This window comes from Streptomyces sp. A2-16 (assembly GCF_018128905.1).
In the GTDB taxonomy this organism is placed as follows: domain Bacteria; phylum Actinomycetota; class Actinomycetes; order Streptomycetales; family Streptomycetaceae; genus Streptomyces.
Map to the genome: position 1 here is coordinate 24,471 of NZ_CP063808.1, position 23,905 is coordinate 48,375.

The following is a 23,905-nucleotide window of genomic DNA, read 5'->3' on the forward strand; positions in this document are numbered from 1 at the left end:
TGTCGCTGACCCGTGTTTACGCAGGCCAGGAAGGGGGCGAACAAGCTTGCGGGCACTGGTGCGATGGTCGTACCGGCGTCAACGCCCGAGGGGTTATCCACAGATCGTCGTCTTTTCCCCAGCCCATTGTGGAAATGCCGCCGGGCTGTGGATAACTCAGCGGATACCCCTGGGGAGAGCTACTTCCACTGGGTGGAGACGGCGAATCCGGCGGCGATGAAACCGAAGCCCACCACGATGTTCCAGTTGTCCAGAGCGTCGATGGGCAGCGAGCCGTCGGTCACATAGAAGACGACGATCCAGGCGAGCCCGATGAGGAACATGGCCAGCATCACCGGGGCGACCCAGGCGCGGCTGTTCAGTTTGATGGCGGTCGCCTGCTTCGCCGCGGGCGGCGTGTAGTCGGCCTTCTTGCGGATACGTGACTTCGGCACGAGGGTCTCTCCTGTCGATGCGCTGCGTGGCCGCGCAGGTAACTGGTCGGGCTCGGGGCAGCGTACAAGGGGACACTGAGTGCTCCCCCGGGCGTCCGTTAGCGTAGTGCTTCCGTAGCGCCGAAGGAGATAAGGGTACGTTGAGCAATTCTGCCGACTCCCCCCAGTCCGGATCCAGTCCTGTCCGCAGGCGGGGTTTCCGGCCGGTGAGAGTGCTCACGGTGGCTGTCTTCGCTCTCGCCGGACTCATCTTCTTCACGAGTTTCAATACGGCCAAGGGCACCGACATCCGCACGGACGCCTCCCTGCTGAAGCTCTCGGACCTGATCCAGGAGCGCAGCCGCAACAACGGCGAGCTCGACGAGTCGAACGGCTCGTTGCGCCGGGACGTCGAGTCGCTCGCCGAGCGTGACGACGGCAGCACCAAGGCCGAGGACGACAAGCTCGCCGCCCTGGAGGACCGGGCGGGCACCCAGAAGCTCAAGGGGAAGGCCGTCACGGTCACGCTCGACGACGCCCCGCCGAACGCCACCGCGAAGCTCCCCGGCTATCCCGAGCCGCAGCCCGACTACCTGGTCATCCACCAGCAGGACCTGCAGGCCGTGGTCAACGCCCTGTGGAAGGGCGGGGCCAAGGGCATCAAGGTGATGGACCAGCGGCTGATCTCCACCAGCGCCGTGCGCTGCGTCGGCAACACCCTGATCCTTCAGGGCCGCGTCTATTCGCCGCCGTACAAGATCCAGGCGGTCGGTGACCCCGGCAGGCTGAAGCAGGCGCTCGCGGACTCCAAGGCGATCCAGAACTACATGGTCTACGTCAACGTCTACGGCCTCGGCTGGAATGTCGCCGACGACGGCACGGTGACTCTTCCCGGCTACTCGGGCACAGTGGATCTGCAGTACGCCAAGCCCGTGGAGTGAGCACGGTGTGAGCCCCTGGAGCCGCCGGTGCGTGTCGTCGTCAGGACCGTCAGCGAGCTGTGCATCACCGCCGGCGCCCTGATCGTGTTGTTCGTCGCCTATGTGCTGTTCTGGACCGGTGTGAAGGCCGACACCGTCATGGACGACCAGATCGACCAGTTACAGCACCAGTGGTCGCAGGGGAGCGTGCCGCAGCCGAAGGTGACGGGTGGTGCGTCCGCCGCTCCCGCGGAGCCGGCGCCGTACCGGAACGGGAAGCCCTTCGCGATCATGTACATCCCGCGGCTTGGTTTCACGTGGAACAAGCCCGTGCTCGAGGGCACCGGGGTCGGCACCCTGAAGAAGGGGCTCGGTCACTACGCGAACACCGCGCAGCTGGGGCAGCAGGGCAACTTCTCGGTCGCCGGGCACCGGCGCACCTACGGGGACCCCTTCAAGGACTTTCCCGAGCTGCGGCGCGGTGACGCGGTCGTCCTGACCGACGGGACGACCTGGTTCACGTATCGGATCGACAAAGGGCCTTACAAAACAGTGCCCACTGACATTGAGGTGATCGATCCTGTGCCACGTAAATCCGGGTACACGCGGCCTGGCCGCTATCTCACGCTGACCACGTGCGATCCGGAGTGGGGACACAGTCACCGGCTGATCGTCTGGGCACACCTGGACTCCACACAGCCTGTGGAGGACGGCAAGCCTGTTGCCCTGCGCCGTTAGTCTGGTGCGGTACGGCGTGTGTGTGGTGCCGTGGTGCGACGGAAGGGACGGCATGTACGGCTGGATCTGGCGGCATCTGCCGGGGAACGCATGGGTGAAGGCGCTGCTCTCGCTCATGCTGGTCGTTGCTGTGGTCTACGTCCTGTTCCAGTACGTGTTCCCGTGGGCCGAACCGCTGCTGCCCTTCAACGATGTGACGGTGGACAACCAGTGAGCGCGCGCATTCTCGTCGTCGACAACTACGACAGCTTCGTCTTCAACCTGGTCCAGTACCTGTACCAGCTGGGCGCCGAGTGCGAGGTGCTGCGCAACGACGAGGTGTCGACGGCGCACGCCCAGGACGGCTTCGACGGCGTCCTGCTGTCGCCGGGCCCCGGGACACCGGAGGAGGCGGGCGTGTGCGTGGACATGGTCCGCCACTGCGCCTCGACCGGAGTACCGGTCTTCGGTGTCTGCCTCGGCATGCAGTCGATGCAGGTGGCGTACGGCGGGGTCGTCAACCGGGCTCCCGAGCTGCTGCACGGCAAGACGTCGCTGGTCGAGCACGAGGGTCGCGGGGTCTTCGCCGGGCTGCCCACGCCGTTCACCGCCACCCGGTACCACTCGCTGGCCGCCGAGCCGACGACGGTTCCGGCCGAGCTGGAGGTCACCGCGCGGACGCAGGACGGGATCGTCATGGGGCTGCGGCACCGTGAACTCCCGGTCGAGGGTGTGCAGTTCCACCCCGAGTCGGTCCTGACGGAGCACGGTCACCTGATGCTGGCCAACTGGCTGGTGGAGTGCGGGGACCAGGGCGCGGTGGCGAGGTCGGCGGGGCTCGCCCCGGTGGTGGGCAGGGCCACGGCGTGACGGCCCTGCGCCCCGAGCGCGAGGACTTGTACGGCGACGCGTCGTACGAGTCCTACGGCGGCGATGCCTACGGGGGCCAACCCCGTGGGGGCGATCCCTACGGCGGGGGGTCTGCCGCCGGGGCGCCGGCGCCGTATGTGCCTCCGGCCGACGACGAGACGGTGGCGTTGCGGATACCCGATCCGCCGCCGCCCTCCATATCCGCCTCTGCGGCCTCTTCCGTCACATCCGCCACTGGATCCCCACAGGGCGGCCGCGCGGCCCGCAGAAAGGCCGCCAAGCGCCGTCACGGGCGTCATGGCGGTACGGCCGCCCCCGAGGCGCAGCCGGAGCTGGAGTCCGCGGACGGGAAGCCGCTCTCCCGTGTCGAGGCCCGCAGACAGGCAAAGGCACGCAAACCCGGCCCGGCCGTCGTCGCGAGCCGGGCGATCGGTGAGGTGTTCATCACCACCGGCGTGCTGATGCTGCTGTTCGTCAGCTACCAGTTGTGGTGGACGAACGTGCGGGCGCACGCGGCGGCGGACAAGGAGGCGAGCAGCCTCCAGAACGACTGGGCGAGCGGGAAGGGCGCCCCGGGCACCTTCGAGCCGGGACAGGGTTTCGCCCTGCTGCACATCCCCAAGCTGGACGTGGTCGTGCCGATCGCCGAGGGCGTCAGCAACAAGAAGGTCCTCGACAAGGGCATGGTCGGCCACTACGGGGAGGGCCCGCTGAAGACGGCGATGCCCGACGCGAAGACCGGGAACTTCGCTCTCGCCGGGCACCGCAACACGCACGGCGAGCCCTTCCGTTACATCAACAAGCTCAGCCCGGGTGACGCGATCATCGTCGAGACGCAGGACGAGTACTACGTCTACAAGATGACGTCGACGCTTCCGGTGACGGCTCCGAGCAACACGAGCGTGATCGACCCCATCCCCAAGGGATCCGGCTTCACCACGGCCGGCCGCTACATCACCCTCACCACCTGCACGCCGGAGTTCACCAGCAAGTACCGGTTGATCGTCTGGGGCAAGATGGTCGAGGAACGGCCGCGCAGCAAGGGCAAGCCGGATGCGCTCGTCCAGTAAGGGCAGATGACTAGTGGCAGCGACCACCGAACAAGAGCAGAACACCGGCACGCCTGCGCCGCGCCGCCGCGGCCCCGGCCCGATCGCCATGGCGGTCAGTGTCTTCGGTGAACTCCTCATCACGGCAGGCCTGGTGCTCGGCCTGTTCGTCGTCTACTCGCTGTGGTGGACGAACGTCGTCGCCGACCGCGCGGCGGACAAGCAGGCCGACAAGGTGCGCGACGCCTGGACCGAGCGGACCACCGGCGGTCCCGGCGCGCTGGACACCAAGAACGGCATCGGCTTCCTGCACGTGCCCGCGATGAAGAACGGCGAGGTCCTGGTCGAGAAGGGCACCTCGACGAAGATCCTCAACGACGGTGTCGCCGGCTACTACACCGACCCCGTCAAGGCCACGCTCCCCACCAGCGGCAAGAACGGCAACTTCTCCCTCGCCGCCCACCGCGACGGCCACGGCGCGAAGTTCCACAACATCGACAAGCTCAAGAAGGGCGACCCGATCGTCTTCGAGACCAAGGACGAGTGGTACGTCTACAAGGTCTACGCCGTCCTCCCCGAGACCTCGAAGTACAACGTCAAGGTCCTCGGCCAGATCCCCAAGGAGTCCGGCAAGAAGAAGGCCGGCCACTACATCACCCTGACGACGTGCACGCCGGTCTACACGTCCCGCTACCGCTACGTCGTGTGGGGCGAACTGGTCCGCACGCAGAAGGTGGACAGCGAGCGGACGCTGCCGAAGGAACTGCGGTAACCACCGAACGGAAGAGCCCCGGCCCCCACTGAGGGGGCCGGGGCTCTTCCGTTCGCTGCCGTGCGGCTAGCCGTTTCCGCCTCCGAAGAAGCCTCCGCCGTTGTTGCCGCCGTTGTTGTTGCCGCCTCCGACGCTCACCGTGGCCAGGGTGATCTGGGTGCTGCCCGGGTCGTCGACCTCGTTGCCGCCGCCCGGGTCCTGCTGGGCCACCAGTGCGGTGTCGCTCTGGTCGCTGCCGTTCGCGAACTGGATGTTCGTGAAGCCGGCGCTGTTGAGGATCTGCCTGGCCTGGGCGACCGTGCGGCCCACGACGTTCGGGACCTCGGTCTTGTCCTTCGGCTTGCCGATCTGGATGTTCACCGAGGAGTTCTTGTCGGCCTGGGTACCGGCCTGCGGGGCCGTGGAGATGACCTTGCCGATCTGGTTGGTGTCGTCGGTCTCGACCTCGGTGCAGTTGCCGACGAGGTTGTTCGCCTGCATCTGCGCCTTGGCCTCGTCACAGGACCGGCCGATGACGTCCGGGACCGTGGACTTCTCCTCGGCCTTGGCGACGGTGAGGGTGATGGTGGACCCCTTCTCCACCTCCGCGCCCAGCTCCGGGTCCTGCCCCGTGACGGTGCCCGCCTTCTCGGTGGACACCTCCTGCTTGGTCTTGACGACGAACTGGTACTTGTCGCTCTCCAGCGTCTCGGTGGCCTTGTCGACGTCCTGGCCGAGGACGCTGGGGACGGCCACCTTCGGCGCCCCGGTGGACACCACGATGCTGACGGCGGAGTTCTTGTCGACCTTCGTGCCGCCCGTCGGGTTCTGCTCGCAGATGTTGCCCTTGGCCGTGTTCTCACACGCCTTCTGCGTGACCTCGCCGAGCTTCAGGTCGACGTTGCCCAACTGTCTGGTGGCGTCGGCCTGTGTCTGGTTGACGAGGTTCGGCACGGCCACCTGGTCGTTGCCGGCACCGCCACCGCTGAAGATCCACTTGCCGATCAGGATCGCGCCGACGAGCACCAGGATGCCCGCCACCACCAGCAGGATCGTCGAGGTGTTCGACTTCTTCTGGCGGCGCCGGTCGGGGCGGTCGTCATAGCCGTAGCCGCCGTCGTCCGGGTTCATCGGCGGGAGCATGGTGGTGGCGCCCGCGTCGGAGCGCAGGGCCGTCGTCGGCTGGTCGTCCGGGTAGCCGCCGTAGCCCACCGAGCCCATCGCCGCGGTGGCGGCGACCGGCTGTCCGTCGAGGCAGGCCTCGATGTCGGCGCGCATCTCGTCGGCCGACTGGTACCGGTAGTTGGGGTCCTTGACCAGGGCCCGCAGCACGATCGCGTCCATCTCGGGCGTGATCTCGGGGTCGAAGACCGACGGGGGCTGCGCCTCCTCCCGTACGTGCTGGTACGCGACGGCCACCGGGGAGTCGCCCACGAAGGGCGGCCGGACCGTCAGCAGCTCGTACAGGAGACAGCCGGTGGAGTAGAGGTCGGACCTCGCGTCGACCTGCTCGCCCTTGGCCTGCTCCGGGGAGAGGTACTGGGCGGTGCCGATCACCGCGGACGTCTGGGTCATCGTCATGCCGGAGTCGCCCATGGCGCGGGCGATGCCGAAGTCCATGACCTTGACCTGGCCGTTGCGCGTGAGCATGACGTTGGCCGGCTTGATGTCCCGGTGGACGATGCCGCTGCGGTGGGAGTACTCCAGCGCCTGGAGAATCCCGATGGTCATCTCCAGGGAGCGCTCCGGCAGCAGCTTGCGGCCGGAGTGCAGCAGCTCACGAAGCGTGGAGCCGTCGACGTACTCCATGACGATGTACGGGATCGAGACCCCGTCGATGTAGTCCTCGCCCGTGTCGTAGACCGCCACGATCGCGGGATGGTTGAGCGAGGCGGCCGACTGGGCCTCCCGGCGGAACCGGGCCTGGAAGGACGGGTCGCGCGCGAGGTCCGCGCGCAGTGTCTTCACCGCCACCGTGCGGCCGAGGCGCGTGTCCATGGCGAGGTAGACCTCCGCCATGCCACCACGGCCGAGCACCTGGCCCAGCTCGTACCGGCCGCCGAGGCGACGCGGCTCTTCCATAGCTTCCTACCAGCCCTCTCCGTCGGTCCCGACCGGCACGTGTGTGCCGTCGGAGGCTGCACTCCGGGCCTACCGTACCCGGCTAGCTTTGTGTGACCTGGCCAAGTGCGTCACCCGATACAGGACCGGTATCGCAACGTGCACCGATGTGAAGGCGACGTGAGCGGGGTCACTTCTTGGAGTCGATGACCGCCTCCATGACGCTTTTGGCGATGGGCGCCGCGAGACCACTGCCGGAGATGTTCTCGCGGACCGCGTTGTCGTCCTGGACGACCACGGCCACGGCGACCGGCGCGCTGTCACCGACCTTGGCGTAGGAGATGAACCAGGCGTACGGGTTCTTGCTGTTGTTCTCGCCGTGCTGGGCGGTACCGGTCTTGCCGCCCACGGTGACGCCCTGCATCTGGGCCGTCTTGCCGGTGCCGTCCTTGACGACCGTCTCCATCATCGACTGGAGGATCTGCGCGTTCTCCGCCGACAGCGGCTCGCTCATCTTCTCCGGCTCGGTCTTCTCGAGGGTGTCGACGTTCGGCGCCTGGAGGGAGTCGACCATGTACGGCTTCATCAGGGTGCCGTTGTTGGCGACGGCCGCGGCGACCATGGCCATCTGGAGCGGGGTCGCGGCGGTGTTGTACTGGCCGATCGAGGACAGCGCGGTCTGCGAGGGGTTCATGTCGTCGGAGAAGACCGACGCGCTGGAGCGCACCGGTACGAACTGCTGCTCGGTGAAGCCGAACTTCTTGGCCTCCTCGAGCATCTTCTCGTTGCCGAGGTCGGAGCCGACCTTGCCGAAGACGGTGTTGCAGGAGTACTGGAGCGCGACCCGCAGGGTGGCGTTCTTGCAGGGGATGTTGCCCTCGTTCTTCAGCACGGTGGTGGTGCCGGGCATGGTCCAGGGCAGCGGGGACTTGGTCTGCTCGTCGGCGGACTTGTACAGGCCGTTCTCCAGCGCGGCCGCCGCCGTGATGACCTTGAAGGTGGAGCCGGGCGGGTAGACCTCGCGCAGCGCCCGGTTGAGCATCGGGTCGTCGGGGTTGTTCTTCTTGTCGAGCTTCTTCCAGGCCGCCGCGTCGGAGTCGCTGCCGCCGGCGATCGTCGAGGGGTCGTACGACGGGTAGGAGGCCAGCGCCAGAATCTTGCCGGTGGAGGGCTCGATGGCCGCGACCGCGCCCTTGCCGCCCTGCTTCTTCAGACCGTTGTAGGCGGCCTTCTGGGCGGCGGCGTTGAGGGTGGTCACGACATTGCCGCCCTCCTTCGGCTTGCCGGTGAGCATGTCGAGGGTGTTGCGGAAGAAGAGCCGGTCGTCGTTGCCGGTGAGGATGCCGTCCTCGATCGACTCCAGCTGGTTGGCGCCGTAGGACTGCGAGACGAAGCCGGTGACCGGCGCCCACATCGCGCCGTCCTTGTAGGTGCGCTTGTACTTGAAGTCGCCCGAGGTGGTCTCGGCGTGCCCGGTGATGGCCTTGCCGTCGACGATGATGTCGCCGCGGGGGGTGGCGTACCTGGCGATCAGGACACGGCGGTTGTCCGGGTCCTCCCTGAGGCTGTCCGCCTTGACGTACTGGAGCCAGTTGTCGCGGATGAGCAGGGCGAGGACCAGGAGTCCGCAGAAGATCGCGATCCGGCGCAGGGGCTTGTTCATGTCGGGCGGACCACCTGGGTCATCTCGGCGTCGGGGCTGGGGGCGGGGGCGGGCGCCGGTCGGCGTGCGGTGTCGCTGATTCTGATCAGGATGCCGATCAAGGCCCAGTTGGCGATGACGGAGGAACCGCCGTAGGCCAGGAAGGGCATCGTCATACCGGTCAGCGGGATGAGGCCCATCACACCGCCGGCCACCACGAAGACCTGGAGCGCGAAGGCTCCGGACAGGCCGATCGCGAGCAGCTTGCCGAACGGGTCGCGGGCGGCGAGGGCGGTGCGCACCCCGCGCTCCACGACCAGGCCGTAGATCAGCAGGATCGCCATGACGCCGGCCAGGCCCAGCTCCTCGCCGAAGGTGGCGAAGATGAAGTCGGAGTTGGCGGCGAAGCGGATGAGCTCGGAGTGGCCCTGGCCCCAGCCGGTGCCGAGGGTGCCGCCGGAGCCGAAGGCCCACAGGGCCTGCATGGCCTGCTCGGAGTGGACGCCGGTGGCACCCGGGGTGCGGCTCAGGGTGTACTCGCGCATCGGGTTGAGCCAGGCCTGCACACGGGTCTTGACGTGGGGTTCGAAGCTGGCCACGCCGACGGCGCCCGCCGCGGACATCAGCAGACCGAAGACGATCCAGCTGGTCCGCTCGGTGGCGACGTACAGCATGATGACGAACATTCCGAAGAACAGCAGCGACGTACCGAGGTCGGTCTCGAAGACCAGGATGAGGATCGAGATCATCCAGACGACGATGATCGGCCCGAGGTCGCGGCCGCGCGGCAGGTACAGGCCCATGAAGCGGCGACTGGCGAGGGCCAGCGCGTCGCGCTTGACCATGAGGTAGCCGGCGAAGAAGACGGCCAGCACGATCTTGGCGAACTCACCGGGCTGGATGGTGAAGCTGCCGACCTGGATCCAGATCTTGGCTCCGTAGGTGAGTTCGGCGCCGAGGCCCGGGACCAGCGGGAGCAGCAGCAGGACCAGCGCGCCGGCCATGGAGATGTAGGTGTAGCGCTGCAGCGTCCGGTGGTCCTTCAGGAAGACCAGCACGACGGCGAACAGGGCGATGCCCATCGCCGTGTAGATCAGCTGGTTGGTCGCCTTGCCGCCGGCCTGGCCGATCGACTGGAGCAGTTTGGACTGGTCCAGCCGCCAGATCGCGACCAGTCCGAGGCCGTTGAGCAGGGTGGCCAACGGCAGCATCAGGGGGTCCGCGTACGGGGCGAACTTGCGTACGACGAGATGGGCGACGCCGGCCAGCAGACCGAGGCCCAGGCCGTAGCTCAGCAGCCCGGCCGGGACCTGGTCGTCGATGGCCAGGCCCACGTTGGCGTAGGCGAAGACCGGGATGAGGACGGCGAACACCAGCAGCGCCAGCTCGGTGTTGCGGCGGCTCGGAGCGCCGATCGCGCCGATCGTGGACGTATGGTGCGTCGAGGTGTTCGAAGTACTGCTGCTCATCGTGTGACAGGGCCTCTCACGGCTTGCCTACTGCGTACTGCAGTTCCCGACGACCTGCTTCTCCTCGTCCGACAGGGTGGGGCCGGGGGTGGGAGTGGGCGTGGTCGGGGATGCCGAAGCGTTCGGGGACGGGGAGGACGTGCTCGTCGGGGTCGGTGTGGCCTTTGACGTCAGGGAGGACCGGGTGGTTCCCGTGGTGCCGCCTGCCTCGCCCTCGCCGGTCTTGGAGTTCTTGTTGCTCTCCGTGGCCTGCGCCTGGGCCTCCTTCTTGCACGCGGAGGCCTGCACGCCCAGTTCGTCGATCTTCTTCTGGGCCGTCTTCAGATCGCCCTCGGCGATGGTGCCCTCGACCGACTTCTGCTGGTACGGCGGCAGGTACTTGAGTTCGATCTCGGGGTGGTCCTTGGACACCTTCGAGAGCGAGACCCACGCCAGGTCCTGGCTGATGCCCCGGTACAGCGCCACGTGCTCGCCGTTGACGCCGACGTAGTACTGGGTCTGGGTCCAGCGCCAGCCGCCGTACAGGCCACCGCCGATGACGGCGAGCGCGAGGACCGAGAAGAACGATCTCTTCAGCCACTTGCGGCCCGTGCGGGGCTTGACGAAGTCGTCGTCGGAGTAGTCGCCGAAGCCGCCCGCGGGGACGTAGCCGGTGGTGTCGGACGAGCCGGGCCCGCCGTACTCGCCGCCTCCGCCCTGCCCGTGGCCCTGGCGGCCGAGCCCGGAGGCGCGGCCCGCGGGGGTCTGCATGATGCCGTTGTCGTGCAGCTGGTGCTGGTTCTCGGCGACCGCGCCGACCACGACCGGGGTGTCGGAGAGCTGCCCGGCGAGGGTGTCCCCCGTGTCCAGGTCGAGGACGTCGGCGATGATGACCGTGATGTTGTCGGGGCCGCCGCCGCGCAGAGCGAGCTGGATGAGCTCCTGCACGGTCTCCTGGGGGCCCTGGTAGCTGGCGAGGGTGTCCTCGAGCGTCTGGTGCGAGACGACGCCGGAGAGGCCGTCGGAGCAGATCAGATAGCGGTCGCCGGCGCGGACCTCGCGGATGGAGAGGTCGGGTTCGACGTGTTCGCCGCTGCCCAACGCCCTCATCAGCAGGGAGCGTTGGGGGTGGGTGGTGGCCTCTTCCTCGGTGATGCGGCCCTCGTCGACCAGGCGCTGCACCCAGGTGTGGTCCTGGGTGATCTGGGTGAGGACACCGTCGCGCAGCAGGTACGCGCGCGAGTCGCCGACGTGCACGAGGCCGAGCCGCTGGCCCGTCCACAGCAGCGCGGTCAGCGTGGTCCCCATGCCTTCGAGCTGGGGGTCCTCCTCGACCATGGAGCGCAGCTGGTCGTTGGCGCGCTGGACGGCCACGCCGAGCGAGGTGAGGACGTCGGAGCCGGGCACGTCGTCGTCGAGGGCGACGATGGTGGAGATGGCCTCGGAGGAGGCGACCTCGCCGGCGGCGGCGCCGCCCATGCCGTCGGCGATGGCGAGCAGGCGGGGACCGGCGTATCCGGAGTCCTCGTTGCCCTCCCGGATCATGCCTTTGTGCGATCCGGCGGCGAAGCGCAGTGACAGACTCATGCGCACCTCGCCCGTCGGCTCCGGATACATCCGCACGGTGCCCACCCTCCGGTCGGGAGCGCGCCGGGGCCCGGGGTGGGGGCCCACGCCGCGTGCTCGCTCCGCTCACGCCTATTCATGATGTAGCACTACTTCCGCAGCTCGATGACGGTCTTGCCGATACGGATCGGCGCGCCCAGCGGAATCGGTGTGGGAGTCGTCAGCCGGCTCCGGTCGAGGTATGTGCCGTTGGTCGAGCCCAGGTCCTCGACGATCCAGTTGCCGTCACGGTCCGGGTAGATCCTGGCATGCCGGCTGGAGGCGTAGTCGTCGTCCAGCACGATGGTGCTGTCGTGTGCCCGGCCCAGGGTGATGGTCTGGCCCTGGAGCGCGACGGTGGTGCCGGTGAGGGTGCCCTCGGACACCACGAGTTTGGTGGGGGCGTTACGGCGCTGGCGGCCCCCTGCGGCCGGCTGCTGGCGCTGCTGCGGGGGCGCCTGCCGCTGGGCCTGCTGGGCCCGGCCTGCCTCCCGGCGCGAGCCGCGCTGGGTGACGCGCGTACCGAACAGGTCGCTGCGGATGACCTGCACGGCCACGATCACGAACAGCCACAGTACGGCCAGGAAACCCAGCCGCATGACCGTGAGGGTCAGCTCTGACATTGCCCCCGCTTCACCCTTCGGCTTGCCGGTAAATGATGGTGGTGCTGCCCACGACGATCCGCGAGCCGTCGCGGAGCGTAGCGCGGGTGGTGTGCTGCCCGTCCACCACGATGCCGTTGGTGGACCCGAGATCCTGGATCGTCGAGGGCGTTCCGGTCCGGATCTCACAGTGCCGGCGCGAGACGCCGGGGTCGTCGATCCGCACGTCGGCTTCGGTGCTGCGGCCCAGCACCAGCGTTGCGCGGGAGATCTGGTGGCGGGTGCCGTTGATCTCGATCCAGTGACGGGTGCGGGAGCCCGGCGCGGGCGCGCCGACCGGGCCGCCGGCGCCGGGGCGCTGGGCCTGGGCCGGCTGCGGGTAGCCGTAGCCGCCGGGGGCGCCGCGGCCGGGAGGCGGGGCGGCCGGCATGGGCGGGGCGCCCGCCGGAGCGGCCGGCGGGTAGCCGTAGCCGCCCGCGCCGGATGCCGGTGCGCCGGGCCGGCCGGCCGGGGCCGCGGGGCCGGGGGCCTGCTGGTTGGTGGAGGAGGCGAGCGTACGGCTGCGCACCCGGTACAGACCGGTGTCGAGGTCGTCCGCCTTCTCCAGATTGACCTTGATCGGGCCCATGAAGGTGTAGCGCTGCTGCTTGGCGTAGTCGCGCACCATGCCGGCGAGCTCGTCGCCGAGCTGGCCCGAGTAGGGGCTGAGCCGCTCGAAGTCCGGCGTGCTCAGCTCCACGATGAAGTCATTGGGTACGACCGTGCGGTCGCGGTTCCAGATGGTCGCGTTGTTGTCGCACTCCCGCTGGAGTGCTCCCGCGATCTCCACGGGCTGGACCTCGGACTTGAACACCTTGGCGAAGGTGCCGTTGACCAGACCTTCGAGACGCTGCTCGAACTTCTTCAGGACTCCCATGAGGCACCTCCTCCGTCGTTGCCGTCCTGGGTACTGCGCCGGCTGCTGTTTACCTGGTACTGCTTACTGATCGTATCCACGCGCCGGTGAATCGGCTGGTTCCCCCTGTCGGCACGGTCGACGGGTGTCGACGCCTCCGAAGTTCCCTGTGGAGCTCCACTTCGAACTCCGCTGTCGAACTCCTCTGTCAAGGATCGTAGAGGCGGCCGCAGACCAGTGTCCCGCACCTGACTGTGGACCCCTACCGGCTCCTGGGGAGACGGGCCCTACCGGTACGAGGTTGATACGTGAACCGGCACAGGTTGATACGTGCACCGCGGCACCCCGGTTCGGGGGCCGCCGCCGAACCCGCTGGTGGGCGGCTGCCCCCGGATATGGGATGTGAACCCACCCCCTCCAGCGTGCTAATGTTCTGCGTGTCGGAAGGCGCCGCACCGCAAGGCGAGGGGCCCGAGGACACACCCAATGCGCGGGTGGCGGAATAGGCAGACGCGCTGGATTCAGGTTCCAGTGCCCGCAAGGGCGTGGGGGTTCAACTCCCCCCTCGCGCACCACGAAGAACCGATGGAACGGGTCTTCACCAGTGACGAAAGTCATGGTGAGGGCCCGTTCCTCGTTGTGCTGAAGGGCCCGGGCGGTGAGGTATCTCACGGCCGGGGCCCTGTGCTTGTGATGCCGGTCCGTGTGGCCGCGCGCAATGCCGTGGCGGCGGTACGGACCGGAGTGTGAACCGGGGGACCCGGATTCGAACCGGGGCGTGAATCGGTGGTGCGAATCGGGGCGTGAATCGGTGGTGCCCATCGGCCGCCGCGGCTCGGCTGTGAGGTCTCTCTCACTCCCTCGTACCGGCCGGTTCCATCGCTCCACGGCGCAGCGCCCAGGCGGCCGGGGCGACCGAGAACACCACGGCGAGGACCGCGCACGCTCCGGTGACCGCGCCGAGCTCCGGCCACGGGATCCGCACCGGGGCATGCACCGACAGCAGGCCGAGCGCGCCCCGCAGCCCGGCCAGGTTGAGCCCGGTGACCAGGAGTCCGAGCACCCCGCCCACCGCCACGACCGTCAGCGCCTCGGCGCCGACCAGCCGCAGCACCTGTCGTCGGGTGGCCCCGGCGAGGCGGAGCACCGCCAGGTCGCGCACCCGGTCCGAGGCCGCCATGAGCATCGTGTTGGCCAGGGAGATCCCGGTGTAGAGCAGGGCGATGCCGAGGACCAGCAGAAAGCCGTACCTGGTGGTCCGGTCGGTCCCGGGGTTGCCTGCCCGCAGCCACTGGTCCCTGGTGAGGACGTGCCCACCCGCCTCCCGCAGCGCACCGGCCACGACAGCGGGGTCGGCACCGGCGGCGAGAGTGACGTCCACGCGGTCGACGTGGGCGCCGGGGGCGTTGGCGGGGGTGACGTAGACCCCGTTGTCGCCGGTGCCGGTCGTCATCACGGCGGCGATCCGCAGCGACTTCCTCGTGCCGTCGCCGAGCCACACGTCCACGGTCTGTCCCACAGTGTGCCGCTCCCACTCCTCGTTGACGATGATCGACTGGTCGTCGAGGTTGCTCACCTGCCCGGCCGCCAAGGGGAGGGCGGTGGTCACGGCGAGCGCTGCGGGCTCGCCGGCTGGGGCCTCGGACCTGATCAGGGCCACGCCGTCCTCCAGGACGTAGACGGCACTCGAGGAGGTCGCGGAGACGGTGGTGCCGGGGATGGTGCGGAGGTTCCGGAGCGTCCGGGCGTCGAAGCCGGGGTTCTGGGTGGGGGCATGGGTCGCGGTGGTGTCGTGGCTCCCGGTATGGCTGCCGTGGCCGGCGTTTCCGGTGGGCACGACCACGAAGTCGGCCGTGGTTCGTTCGCGCGCCTCGGTGGCCTTGGCCTCGTTCAGTGTGGCCGTCGCACCCAGCAGCGAGCCCGTGAGGGCGACCGTGACCAGGACGGGCGCCGCGACGGCTGCCGTACGGCGGACTCCCGCGGAGGCGTTCTCACGCACCAGCATCCCGCCCGCTCCCGGCAGGTGGGCCGGCAGCCAGACGAACAGCCGGGTCAAGGGACGCACCAGGACCGGCGCCAGCAACGCGACCGCGGTGATCAGCAGCATCGGGTGGCTCACGTAGGTCTTGCGGTGAAGCAGCTCGCCCGGGTCCGAGATCAGGGCCAGGGCCGGCATCGCCGCGGCGGTCAGCAGCAGACCGGCCCCGAACAGCAGCCGGCCCCGTGTCATCGCTCCGGCGTCCACGGAGGCCTCGCGCAGTGCCTGGGCGGGGCTCGTGCGGCCCGCACGCCAGGACGCGGCGACCACACCGAGCAGCGCGACGAGCAGACCCGTCCAAAAGGCCATGTGGTACGGCCACTTGGAGTCGCCGACGGTGAACCAGTCCGGTGCGAGGCCGACGTCGACCACTCGGTCGGCGAGGCGTGGGGCGCCGTACGCACCGAGCACACAGCCGGTGGCCGAGGCGAGCACGCCGACCAGGAGTGCCTCCGCACACACCGTCCGGCGAATCTGGCCGGGCGTGGCTCCCGCGGTGCGCAACAGGCCGAACTCCCGGCGCCGTTGGGCCACCGAGAAGGCGAAGGTGGACGCCACGACGAACACCGACACGAAGGCGGTGACTCCCCCCGCGGTGCCGAACAGGGCGTTCATGGCGGTGAGCGCCTCCCGGTCGCGGTCCGGATCGGGGTCGGCGAGACGGCGGGCGCTGCCGGTGAGGACGTGGACGGCTTCCCCCTCCACTGCTTCGCGTACGTCTTGCGCCTCCGCCTCCACCACGAGCTGCGTGCTCTGCGGGGACAGTTCGGCGGCCCGGGCGTCGCTGTAGAAGACGGCGGTCTCGAAGCCCCGGGAGGGGACGGTTCCTACGACGCGCACCGTGCCGTGGTCGGTACGCAGCCGGTCCCCGGGGTGCGTCCAGCCACCGGTGACGACCACCTCGTCCCGGGTGCGCGGTGCGCGGCCCTCGGCGATCTTGTACGGGGCGAAGGCGGCGGTGGACCAGGGGTGGCCGACGAGATCGCGTGGGGCGCCCTCGGCGCGTACCGGGAAGGAGCGGTCCGGGACGACCCTGCCGAGCCTTTTCAACTTGGCCACGGTGGTCTCGGGCACCGCGTGGGGGTGGGCGAGCTTGCGTGTTTCACGTGAAACATGGCCGCCGATCGAGATCGGCACGCTCAGGGTGTTCTGGCCCTGGACGACAACAGGTGCGGTGGTGAACCGCTCGGGCTGTCTCTTCGGCGCGTCCAGTGAGGAGGCGAGGGTCAGGCCCATCACGGCGAGCAGGGCGACGCCGAGGGAGAGGGCGACGAAGGTGCCCAGGAAGGTCGACCAGCGGATGCGGAGGGCGTGGAGGGCGACGGTCAGCACGGGTGGCTCTCCGGGCGGGTCTCGGTGCCGGGGGTGGGAGGGGCGGCGGTCGGCTGGGTCGGGCGTGTGGTGCGGGCGGTCGGCTCGGGCGTTGGCTCGATACGGGCGCTCGGTCGGGTCGGGGGTGCCGGCTCCAGCTTGGTCATGTGCGTGGCGATGTCGTTGGTGGTGGCCCCGACGAGTTCGCCGTTGACCCGGCCGTCGACGAGGAAGACCACACGGTCGGCATAGGACGCGGCCACCGGGTCGTGCGTGACCATGACGACGGTCTGGCCCTCGCGCTCCACCATGGCGCGCAGCAGGGCCAGTACCTCGCGGCCGGTCCGCGAGTCCAGGGCGCCGGTCGGTTCGTCGGCGAAGAGGACCTCGGGGCGGGTGACCAAGGCCCGGGCCAGGGCGACACGCTGCTGTTGGCCGCCGGACAGCTCGGTGGGCCGGTGCCGGGCGCGCTCGGCCAGGCCCACCTGGTGGAGCACCTCTCGGGTCCGGGCCTTCGGTACGCGCCGGCCGGCCAGCCTGAGGGGCAGGGCGATGTTCTGCTCGGCGGTGAGCGAGGGCAGCAGGTTGAACGCCTGGAAGACGAATCCGATGCGCTCGCGCCGCAGCAGGGTCAGCTTGGTCTCGCTGAGCGTCGTGAGCTCGGTGCCGCCCATGGTGACCGAGCCCGATGTGGGCCGGTCCAGGCCCGCGGCGCACTGCAGCAGGGTCGACTTGCCGGAGCCGGAGGGGCCCATGACGGCGGTGAAGGTGCCGCGGGGGAAGGCGAGGGTGACGTCGTGGAGTGCGGTCACGGAGGTGTCGTCGGGTGAGGCGCCGCTGGTGTTCCTGGGGCGCGTCCTGGCGTACGTCCTGCCAAATGCCCTGCCGAGTGCCCTGCCGTATGTCCCGGCGTACGTCCTGCTGACGGATCGCAGGCTGATGGCGTCGGTGTTCATGGGTCCCCCACTCGTCCGGTTGTCCGCGGTGGTTCCACGAAACCGTTCCGAGGCGGTCGGGCGCAGTGCGGCGGGACCTAGACCCGGGGTAGGGCCGGCCATACCCCGACTCCTCCGTCCTGGCCCATGGCCCCGCCCCGCGCCCCGCTTCTACGGTGATCCGCATGCATCCTCGGAATGTGTGGCAGGCCATGTCCCGGCCGGGCTTCCTGCTGTCGGCATGGCCCTGGCGCTCGGTCGGCTATCTGCTGACCGGTGCCGTGGCCGGCGCGGTCGTGCTGGTGGGCGTCGTGACGCTGGCGGTGGCCGGCGGGGCGCTCGCGGCCGTACTCGTGGGGCTGCCGTTGCTCGTCATGCTGGCGCTGTCCGGCGTCGTGGTCGCCCGGACGGAGCGGTGGAGGCTGCGCCTTCTCGACGGGGACCCGCTACCCGATCCGCACCGCGCACCCGCTGCCACAGGGCTGTGGGCGTGGCTGACGACGCGGCTCAAGGAACAGGCGACCTGGCGTGAACTCGGGTACACCCTGCTGTTCGCCGGACTGCTCTGGCCGCTCGACGTCCTCGCGGTCACCGTGGCCGTGCTCGTTCCGGCATCCATGGCCGCCACTCCGCTGCTGATGGCCACGGTCGGGGACGGCCGGGAGGCGAAGGTGCTCAAGCAGTGGACGGTCACCACCTGGCCGACGGCCTTCGGGGTGGCCGTACTCGGGCTGCTGCTCCTGGCGTCGGGCCTGTACGCGATGGGGGTCGTGGCGGGTGCCCGGGCCGGGCTGACGCGGCTGCTGATCGCCTCGCGCGACGGTGAGCTGGACGCCAGGGTGGTCGAACTGAGCCGTTCCCGCGTGCGGTTGGTGGACGCCTTCGAGGCGGAGCGCCGGCGCATCGAGCGCGATCTGCACGACGGCGCCCAACAGCGCCTGGTCGCCCTGACGATGACGCTCGGCCTGGCCCGTCTCGACGCCCCGCCGGGGCCCCTGGCCGACCAGCTCGCCAAGGCCCACGACGAGGCCGGCCGGGCCCTCGCCGAACTGCGTGAGCTCATTCAGGGCATCCACCCCAAGGTCCTCGCGGACTACGGCCTCGCTGCCGCCGTCGCCGACGCGGCGGACCGTTCCGTCGTACCGGTGGACGTCGAGCTGGCGGTGCCGGGGCGGCTGGATCAGGCCGTGGAGTCGGCCGCCTACTTCGTGGTCTGCGAGGCCCTCGCCAACGTCGCCAAGCACAGCGGCGCGGGACGGGCCGAGGTGCGTGGCGGCCATTCCCGCGGACGGCTGCTGCTGGAGGTGCGGGACGACGGTCGCGGTGGCGCGGACGCCTCGGCGGGCAGTGGGCTGACCGGACTCGCCGACCGGGTGTCGGTGCTGGATGGCACACTCACCCTGTCCAGTCCGCCGGGTGGTCCGACCCTGTTGCGTGTGGAGTTCCCTTGCGAGTTGACGGAATCGGCCGGGGCGAGCGGGGCGAGCGGGTTGGCGGCACGGGCCGATCGCTGCGGATAGTGCTGGCCGAGGACAGCGTGCTGCTGCGCGAAGGGCTCATCGGCCTGCTCGGCAGGTGCGGTCATGAGGTCGTGGCGGCGGTCGGCGACGCCGAGGCACTGCTGGTCGCGGTCGAGGAGCACGGCCCGGACATCGTGGTGACGGACGTCCGTATGCCGCCCGGTTTCCAGGACGAGGGCCTGCACGCGGCGGTCCGGCTGCGAGAGTGGCGCCCCGGCCTGCCGGTGCTGGTCCTCAGCCAGTACGTGCAGCGGACGTACGCCTCCGAACTCCTCGACTCCGGCGACGGCACGGGCGTCGGCTATCTCCTCAAGGACCGGGTCGGCCAGGTCGAGCAGTTCGTCGACGCCCTGTGCGAGGTCGCGGACGGCGGCACGGTCGTGGACCCCGAGGTCGTACGCCAGCTGCTGCGCCGCCGCCGCGATCCGCTGGAGCGGCTCACCCCGCGCGAGCGTGAGGTGCTCGCGCTGATCGCCGAGGGGAAGTCCAACGGGGCGATCGCGCGGGAACTGGTCGTCTCCGAGGCGGCCGTCGGCAAGCACATCGGCGGCATCCTGACGAAACTGGACCTGCCGCCGGCGGAGGAGACCCATCGGCGGGTGCTGGCGGTGCTGGCGTACCTGCGGGCGTGAGGGCCCCGGGGGATCCTTTTCCGGGATCTGTTTTCCACAGCCGCGGAGTTGTCCACAGGGTCTGACGCGTTTCGGCTGGTCGTTGTACGGTCGGCACAAGTTGATGTTCTTGCGAATTGCGAGTTGCGGGGGAGGCGGTCGCGGTGACCGATGCGGGTGTGAACGCGACGGCCGGGATGCGAGCCGGTCACGGGACCGAGGCACAGGAGGCGTCGGCCCCGGTGTCCGCATCGGCGTCGGCTTCGGTGTCGGCCGATACCGCCGCGGGCCTGGCCCGGCGGCTGCCCCTGGTGCCCGGCTTCGCCCAGTGGCCCGTCGAGGGTTCGCCCAAGAAGGAGGGCAAGGCGCTGCGCGAGCGCGTCCCGCGCAGTGCCCATGCCGCGCTCGATCTCGACCTCTCCCGCCCCGACGCGGTGCACGCGGTCGAGGAGTCGAGCCGCGGCCGCATCCCCGAGCTCACCCCGCTGCGGGTCGGCCGGATGGCGGCCACGCCGTTCGCCTTTCTGCGCGGCTCGGCGGGCCTCATGGCGTACGACCTCGCCCGCACCCCGATGACCAGGATCAGCGCCCAGATCTGCGGCGACGCGCACGCGGCCAACTTCGGGCTGTACGGCGACGCCCGCGGCGACCTGGTCATCGACCTGAACGACTTCGACGAGACGGTGTACGGCCCCTGGGAGTGGGACCTCAAGCGGCTCGCCGCCTCCCTGGTCCTCGCGGGCCGGGAGACCGGTGCCGACGAGGACACCTGCCGTGCGGCGGCGCACGGGGCGGTGGGCGCGTACCGGCGCACCATGCGTTTGCTGGCCAAGCTGCCGGTCCTGGACGCGTGGAACGCGATCGCGGACGAGGAACTCGTCTCCCACACCGACGCCCACGACCTGGTCGGCACGCTGGAGCGGGTCTCGGAGAAGGCGCGGGCCAACACCAGCGGGCGCTTCGCGGCGAAGTCGACGGAGCCGACCGAGGACGGCGGCCGACGGTTCGTGGACGCGCCGCCGGTGCTGCGCCGGGTGCCGGACGAGGAGGCCGCCGCCGTGGCCGCGTCCCTGGAGCACTACCTGACCACGCTCTCCGAGGACCGCCTCCCGCTGCTGGCCCGCCACGCGGTGCACGACGTGGCGTTCCGGGTGGTCGGCACGGGCAGCGTGGGCACGCGCTCCTATGTCGTCCTGCTGCTCGACCACCGCGGTGAACCGCTGGTCCTGCAGGTCAAGGAGGCGAGGTCCTCCGCCCTGCTGCCCCACCTGCTCGCCGCGGGTTTCGACGCCCCGACCGTCGACCACGAGGGCCGCCGGGTCGTGCTCGGCCAGAAGCGGATGCAGGTCGTCAGCGACAGCCTGCTGGGCTGGACGACCGTGGAGGGCAGGCCTTTCCAGGTCCGCCAGTTCCGCAACCGCAAGGGCAGCGTCGACCCCGCCGCGCTCTCCGCCGACCAGATAGACGACTACGGCCGCATGACCGGCGCCCTCCTGGCCCGCGCCCACTCGCACAGCGTCGACCCGCGCCTGGTCTCCGGCTACTGCGGCAAGAACGACGAGCTCGACGAGGCCATCGCCACGTTCGCCGTGACCTACGCGGACCGCACGGAAGCGGATCACGCGGAGCTGCTGGCGGCCGTGCGGACGGGGAGGATCGCGGGGGAGACGGGCGTGTGAGCGGTCTTCGCGGCGGCGGGTGCGGTGGACCCGGGGCGATCGTTGAGGCGGCCCTCCGCTCGTGGCCTACGCTGTTCGGATGATGACCCCGGAAGCTGAGCGGCACGACGGCGGCGCCGGTGCGGAGCAGGTGGCTGCCGAGGGCGGGGGTGCCCCCCGGCCCGAGGAGCGGCTGGAGCGAGCCGTGCGGGCCGCGGAGCAGGCGCTCATCGAGTACGAGATCGCGGTGGACACCTTCCGCATCGAGGTGGAGAACTTCTCCCGCCTGCACCACCAGAAGCTCGGCCCCATGTACACCCGCCTCGACGAGCTGGACGCGCAGATCGCGGAGATCCGGGCCGCCCGCAGCGGGGACCCCGAGGATCTGCGCAAGGCGGAGGAGGCCCGTGCCCGGGTGATGCCGATGCCCGGGGTCGAGGAGTTGTTCCACGGCTGGATGGACGGGGAGGGCCTGTTCCCGGAAGCCGCCTCGATGCTCACCGAGCAGCCGGTGCGGCCCCCGCAGCGGGTGCGCCCCAGCGACGAGGCCCGCAAGCTCTACCGCGAGCTCGCCCGCAAGGCCCACCCGGACCTCGCCCAGGACGAGACCGAGCGGGCCCGGCGCGAGGAGTTCATCACCCGGGTCAACGCGGCCTACTCCCGCGGCGACGAGCCTCTGCTGCGGGAACTGTCCGAGGAGTGGGCCGCCGGGCCCAAGCCGCCGGAGCCGGGTCCCACCCCCAGCGAGGAGCTCTACGCCCGCCTCGAATGGCTCGCCCAGCGCAAGGAACTGCTCTCCGTGGTGGCCCGGGAGCTGGAGGAGAGCGCGATCGGTTCGATGCTCCGGATGGCACCGGACGACCCGGACCGCCTCCTGGAGGAGATCGCCGAGAAACTCCTCGCCGACGTCTCCACGCGCGAGGCGGAGCTCGCGGAGCTGCTCGAGCAGGAGTGAGCGACCGCGTCCCGGGGGCGTCAGGTAGCGTCGGGGCCATGAATTTCGGTGCTGGTGTGCCCACGGTCCAGGTCACGGACCTCAAGGACGGCGATTTCCTGCTGGACGTCCGCGAGGACGACGAGTGGCAGGCGGGTCACGCCGAAGGGGCGTTGCACATCCCCATCAGTGACTTCGTGGCCCGCTACGGCGAGCTGACCGAGGCCGCCCCGCAGGACGGCCGTGTTCATGTGATCTGCCGCTCCGGCGGCCGCTCGGCCCAGGTCACGATGTACCTGGCCCAGCAGGGCATCGACGCGGCGAACGTCGACGGCGGCATGCAGCTGTGGGCCGAGGCGGGCCGCCCCGTGGTGACCGACGACGGCCGGCCGGGCTTCGTGCTCTAGCAGCCCACCGCGCGCGGCGGGGGCGGGAGCTCAGCCCTCGTCCTTGCCGCCCGGGTTCCGTTCCACGCGGCTCACGACGCGGGCCAGCTCGCCCGCCGCGAGGGTCGCCGCGGACACCGCCCGCACCCAGCGCGGGCCGCCCCGCGCCGCCCACCAGACGCATACGCATCCCCCGACGACGAGAACGAGGACGACGGACAGGACGAGCACCAGCATGCTCGGTCTCCTTCTGCTGTTGCGGTCCCCGTCATCATCTCAGCCGATGATCGGACGGTGGGACGCATCCGGCGTCACCCCAGGGAATGCGCCGCCAGCAGCTCCCCCAACGCCTCCTCGTGCGCCGCCGCCGGACCGAGCGACAACTCCAGATGCTTGGCCCAGGCGTGGTAGCGGTGCAGCGGGTAGTCGACGTCGGCGCCGAACCCGCCGTGCAGATGCTGTGCCGTCTGCACCACCCGGCGCACCCCCTCCGAGGCCCAGATCTTGGCCACGGCGACATCCCCAGCGACCGGCAGCGCGCCCTGTGCCCCCGAGGCGATCCGCCACGCGGCCTGCCACAGGGTGACCTCCATCGCGCGCAGGTCGATGTAACGGTCGGCCGCCTGTACGGCGACGGCCTGGAAGGTGGCGACCGGGAACCCGAACTGCTCCCGCTTGCTGGTGTATTCGCTGCTCATCCGCAGCACCCGCTCGCCCAGTCCGAGCGCCAGCGCGCACGTCCCCGTGGTGAGCAGGTCCCGCAGCCACTCCCAGGCGCCCTCGACGTCGATGACGTGGCGAGCGGCGATCCGCGCCGACTCCAGCCGCAACTCGCCCAGCCGCTCCCCGCTGGTGGAGAACTGCTCGCCGAGCCCGACCCCGTCATGGCCCGGGGGCACCAGTGCGAGAACGGTCCGGCCTCCGGCGGTGTGCGCGGGCACGACGACGAAGTCGGCGTCGTACGCCCACGGCACCGCCGTCTGCACCCCGTCCAGGATCCAGTCGGCGCCCTCCCCGTCCTCCTGCCGTGCCCCGACGGCGAGTTCCGCCGAGTCGTGCCCGGTACGACCGCTCGCGGCGACGGTCAGCACGGTCTCCCCGCGCCCGGCCCGCTCCAGCAGCTCCGCCCGCAACTCCTGGCCGCCGTAGGCCTGTACGGCCGCCATGGCCGCGCTGTTCTCCAGCAGCGGCACCCGCGCCAGCACCTTCGCCGACTCACGCAGCACCAGGCACAGCGCGACGGCGTCCAAGCCTGCCCCGCCGTACTCCTCCGCCACCAGCAGGCTCAGCAGGTCCGCCTCGGCGAGCCGGGCCCACAGCGAGCGGTCGAACTCGTCGGCCACCGCACCCGGGGTCAGCGCAGGGGACGGCACCGCGTCCGGCAGGACGTCGGCGAACACCCCCCGTGCCGCCTCGGCCGCCGCCTGCTGCTCCTCGCTGAAGGTGAAGTCCACGGTCCCTGTCCTTCCGACGGGTCGGCAGATCCGGTCGCTGATCTGACGGTCCGTCAAGATAGAACAGGTTCTAGAAGAAGGGAAC

At 70.1% G+C, this 23,905-nt stretch carries 22 protein-coding genes and 1 tRNA gene; 12 read left to right on the top strand and 11 right to left on the bottom strand.

The features are described 5' to 3' along the window. Window positions 1-179: 179 nt before the first annotated feature. Window positions 180-434, bottom strand: a complete 255-nt coding sequence (crgA, locus tag IOD14_RS00110; RefSeq protein WP_123990399.1) for a cell division protein CrgA — start codon at window positions 432-434, stop codon at window positions 180-182. A 140-nt stretch (window positions 435-574) separates the two neighbouring features. Between crgA and IOD14_RS00115 the strand changes: the two genes are divergently transcribed. The 6 genes from IOD14_RS00115 to IOD14_RS00140 are packed head-to-tail and all read left to right on the top strand — an operon-like array spanning window position 575 to window position 4,741. Continuing rightward, complete coding sequence (locus tag IOD14_RS00115) at window positions 575-1,354, top strand: DUF881 domain-containing protein (protein WP_123990400.1); 780 nt, start codon at window positions 575-577, stop codon at window positions 1,352-1,354. 27 nt (window positions 1,355-1,381) lie between these two features. Continuing rightward, complete coding sequence (locus IOD14_RS00120; RefSeq protein WP_123990401.1) at window positions 1,382-2,071, top strand: class E sortase; 690 nt, start codon at window positions 1,382-1,384, stop codon at window positions 2,069-2,071. A 52-nt stretch (window positions 2,072-2,123) separates the two neighbouring features. After that, entirely contained in the window at window positions 2,124-2,285 is a 162-nt protein-coding gene (locus IOD14_RS00125) for a hypothetical protein (protein WP_155057297.1), read from the top strand. Beyond that, window positions 2,282-2,920: an aminodeoxychorismate/anthranilate synthase component II gene (locus IOD14_RS00130; protein ID WP_123990403.1), complete on the top strand. Its 639-nt coding sequence runs from the start codon at window positions 2,282-2,284 to the stop codon at window positions 2,918-2,920. Before IOD14_RS00125 ends, IOD14_RS00130 begins: the two co-directional genes overlap by 4 nt. Then, window positions 2,917-3,990, top strand: coding sequence for a class E sortase (locus tag IOD14_RS00135; protein WP_123990404.1), 1,074 nt, complete (start codon window positions 2,917-2,919; stop codon window positions 3,988-3,990). Before IOD14_RS00130 ends, IOD14_RS00135 begins: the two co-directional genes overlap by 4 nt. 13 nt (window positions 3,991-4,003) lie before the next feature. Continuing rightward, a complete protein-coding gene (locus IOD14_RS00140) occupies window positions 4,004-4,741 on the top strand; it encodes a class E sortase (RefSeq protein WP_212669332.1) in 738 nt (245 codons plus the stop codon). 66 nt (window positions 4,742-4,807) lie between these two features. On the opposite strand, the gene pknB is transcribed toward IOD14_RS00140, so the two are convergent. The 6 genes from pknB to IOD14_RS00170 form a co-directional block, all read right to left on the bottom strand. Beyond that, the gene (gene pknB, locus IOD14_RS00145) at window positions 4,808-6,802 is read right to left on the bottom strand and encodes a Stk1 family PASTA domain-containing Ser/Thr kinase (protein ID WP_212669335.1); all 1,995 of its coding nucleotides are present in this window, start codon (window positions 6,800-6,802) and stop codon (window positions 4,808-4,810) included. 169 nt (window positions 6,803-6,971) lie between these two features. Further along, entirely contained in the window at window positions 6,972-8,444 is a 1,473-nt protein-coding gene (locus IOD14_RS00150) for a penicillin-binding transpeptidase domain-containing protein (protein WP_123990407.1), read from the bottom strand. Beyond that, entirely contained in the window at window positions 8,441-9,892 is a 1,452-nt protein-coding gene (locus tag IOD14_RS00155; RefSeq protein WP_123990408.1) for an FtsW/RodA/SpoVE family cell cycle protein, read from the bottom strand. Before IOD14_RS00155 ends, IOD14_RS00150 begins: the two co-directional genes overlap by 4 nt. A gap of 27 nt (window positions 9,893-9,919) precedes the next feature. After that, window positions 9,920-11,488, bottom strand: a complete 1,569-nt coding sequence (locus IOD14_RS00160; protein ID WP_123992743.1) for a Stp1/IreP family PP2C-type Ser/Thr phosphatase — start codon at window positions 11,486-11,488, stop codon at window positions 9,920-9,922. A 98-nt stretch (window positions 11,489-11,586) separates the two neighbouring features. Continuing rightward, complete coding sequence (locus IOD14_RS00165; RefSeq protein ID WP_020134183.1) at window positions 11,587-12,099, bottom strand: FHA domain-containing protein; 513 nt, start codon at window positions 12,097-12,099, stop codon at window positions 11,587-11,589. A gap of 10 nt (window positions 12,100-12,109) precedes the next feature. Next, window positions 12,110-12,994 carry a DUF3662 and FHA domain-containing protein gene (locus IOD14_RS00170; RefSeq protein WP_123990409.1) on the bottom strand — a complete coding sequence of 295 codons (885 nt, stop codon included), beginning with the start codon at window positions 12,992-12,994 and terminating at the stop codon, window positions 12,110-12,112. Between the two features lie 467 nt (window positions 12,995-13,461). On the opposite strand from IOD14_RS00170, the gene IOD14_RS00175 reads away from it, so the two are divergent. After that, window positions 13,462-13,548: transfer RNA gene (locus IOD14_RS00175), tRNA-Leu, on the top strand. Between the two features lie 278 nt (window positions 13,549-13,826). Here the strand turns inward: IOD14_RS00175 and IOD14_RS00180 are convergent. Beyond that, window positions 13,827-16,343 carry an ABC transporter permease gene (locus IOD14_RS00180; RefSeq protein ID WP_212669337.1) on the bottom strand — a complete coding sequence of 839 codons (2,517 nt, stop codon included), beginning with the start codon at window positions 16,341-16,343 and terminating at the stop codon, window positions 13,827-13,829. After that, window positions 16,337-17,278 (bottom strand): ABC transporter ATP-binding protein, encoded by a 942-nt coding sequence (locus IOD14_RS00185; RefSeq protein WP_212669339.1) that lies wholly within the window; start codon window positions 17,276-17,278, stop codon window positions 16,337-16,339. Before IOD14_RS00185 ends, IOD14_RS00180 begins: the two co-directional genes overlap by 7 nt. A gap of 191 nt (window positions 17,279-17,469) precedes the next feature. On the opposite strand from IOD14_RS00185, the gene IOD14_RS00190 reads away from it, so the two are divergent. The 5 genes from IOD14_RS00190 (at window position 17,470) to IOD14_RS00210 (ending at window position 22,387) form a co-directional block, all read left to right on the top strand. After that, the gene (locus tag IOD14_RS00190) at window positions 17,470-18,777 is read left to right on the top strand and encodes a sensor histidine kinase (protein WP_212673165.1); all 1,308 of its coding nucleotides are present in this window, start codon (window positions 17,470-17,472) and stop codon (window positions 18,775-18,777) included. Further along, window positions 18,777-19,409: a response regulator transcription factor gene (locus tag IOD14_RS00195; protein WP_282959513.1), complete on the top strand. Its 633-nt coding sequence runs from the start codon at window positions 18,777-18,779 to the stop codon at window positions 19,407-19,409. Before IOD14_RS00190 ends, IOD14_RS00195 begins: the two co-directional genes overlap by 1 nt. A 176-nt stretch (window positions 19,410-19,585) precedes the next feature. Continuing rightward, window positions 19,586-21,067 (top strand): DUF2252 domain-containing protein, encoded by a 1,482-nt coding sequence (locus IOD14_RS00200; protein WP_249126231.1) that lies wholly within the window; start codon window positions 19,586-19,588, stop codon window positions 21,065-21,067. A gap of 79 nt (window positions 21,068-21,146) precedes the next feature. Next, a complete protein-coding gene (locus IOD14_RS00205) occupies window positions 21,147-22,001 on the top strand; it encodes a J domain-containing protein (RefSeq protein ID WP_249125782.1) in 855 nt (284 codons plus the stop codon). A gap of 56 nt (window positions 22,002-22,057) precedes the next feature. Next, window positions 22,058-22,387, top strand: coding sequence for a rhodanese-like domain-containing protein (locus IOD14_RS00210; RefSeq protein WP_123992746.1), 330 nt, complete (start codon window positions 22,058-22,060; stop codon window positions 22,385-22,387). Between the two features lie 30 nt (window positions 22,388-22,417). On the opposite strand, the gene IOD14_RS00215 is transcribed toward IOD14_RS00210, so the two are convergent. After that, a complete protein-coding gene (locus IOD14_RS00215; protein ID WP_123990413.1) occupies window positions 22,418-22,603 on the bottom strand; it encodes a hypothetical protein in 186 nt (61 codons plus the stop codon). A 74-nt stretch (window positions 22,604-22,677) separates the two neighbouring features. Then, window positions 22,678-23,820, bottom strand: coding sequence for an acyl-CoA dehydrogenase family protein (locus IOD14_RS00220; RefSeq protein WP_123990414.1), 1,143 nt, complete (start codon window positions 23,818-23,820; stop codon window positions 22,678-22,680). Window positions 23,821-23,905: the final 85 nt, after the last annotated feature.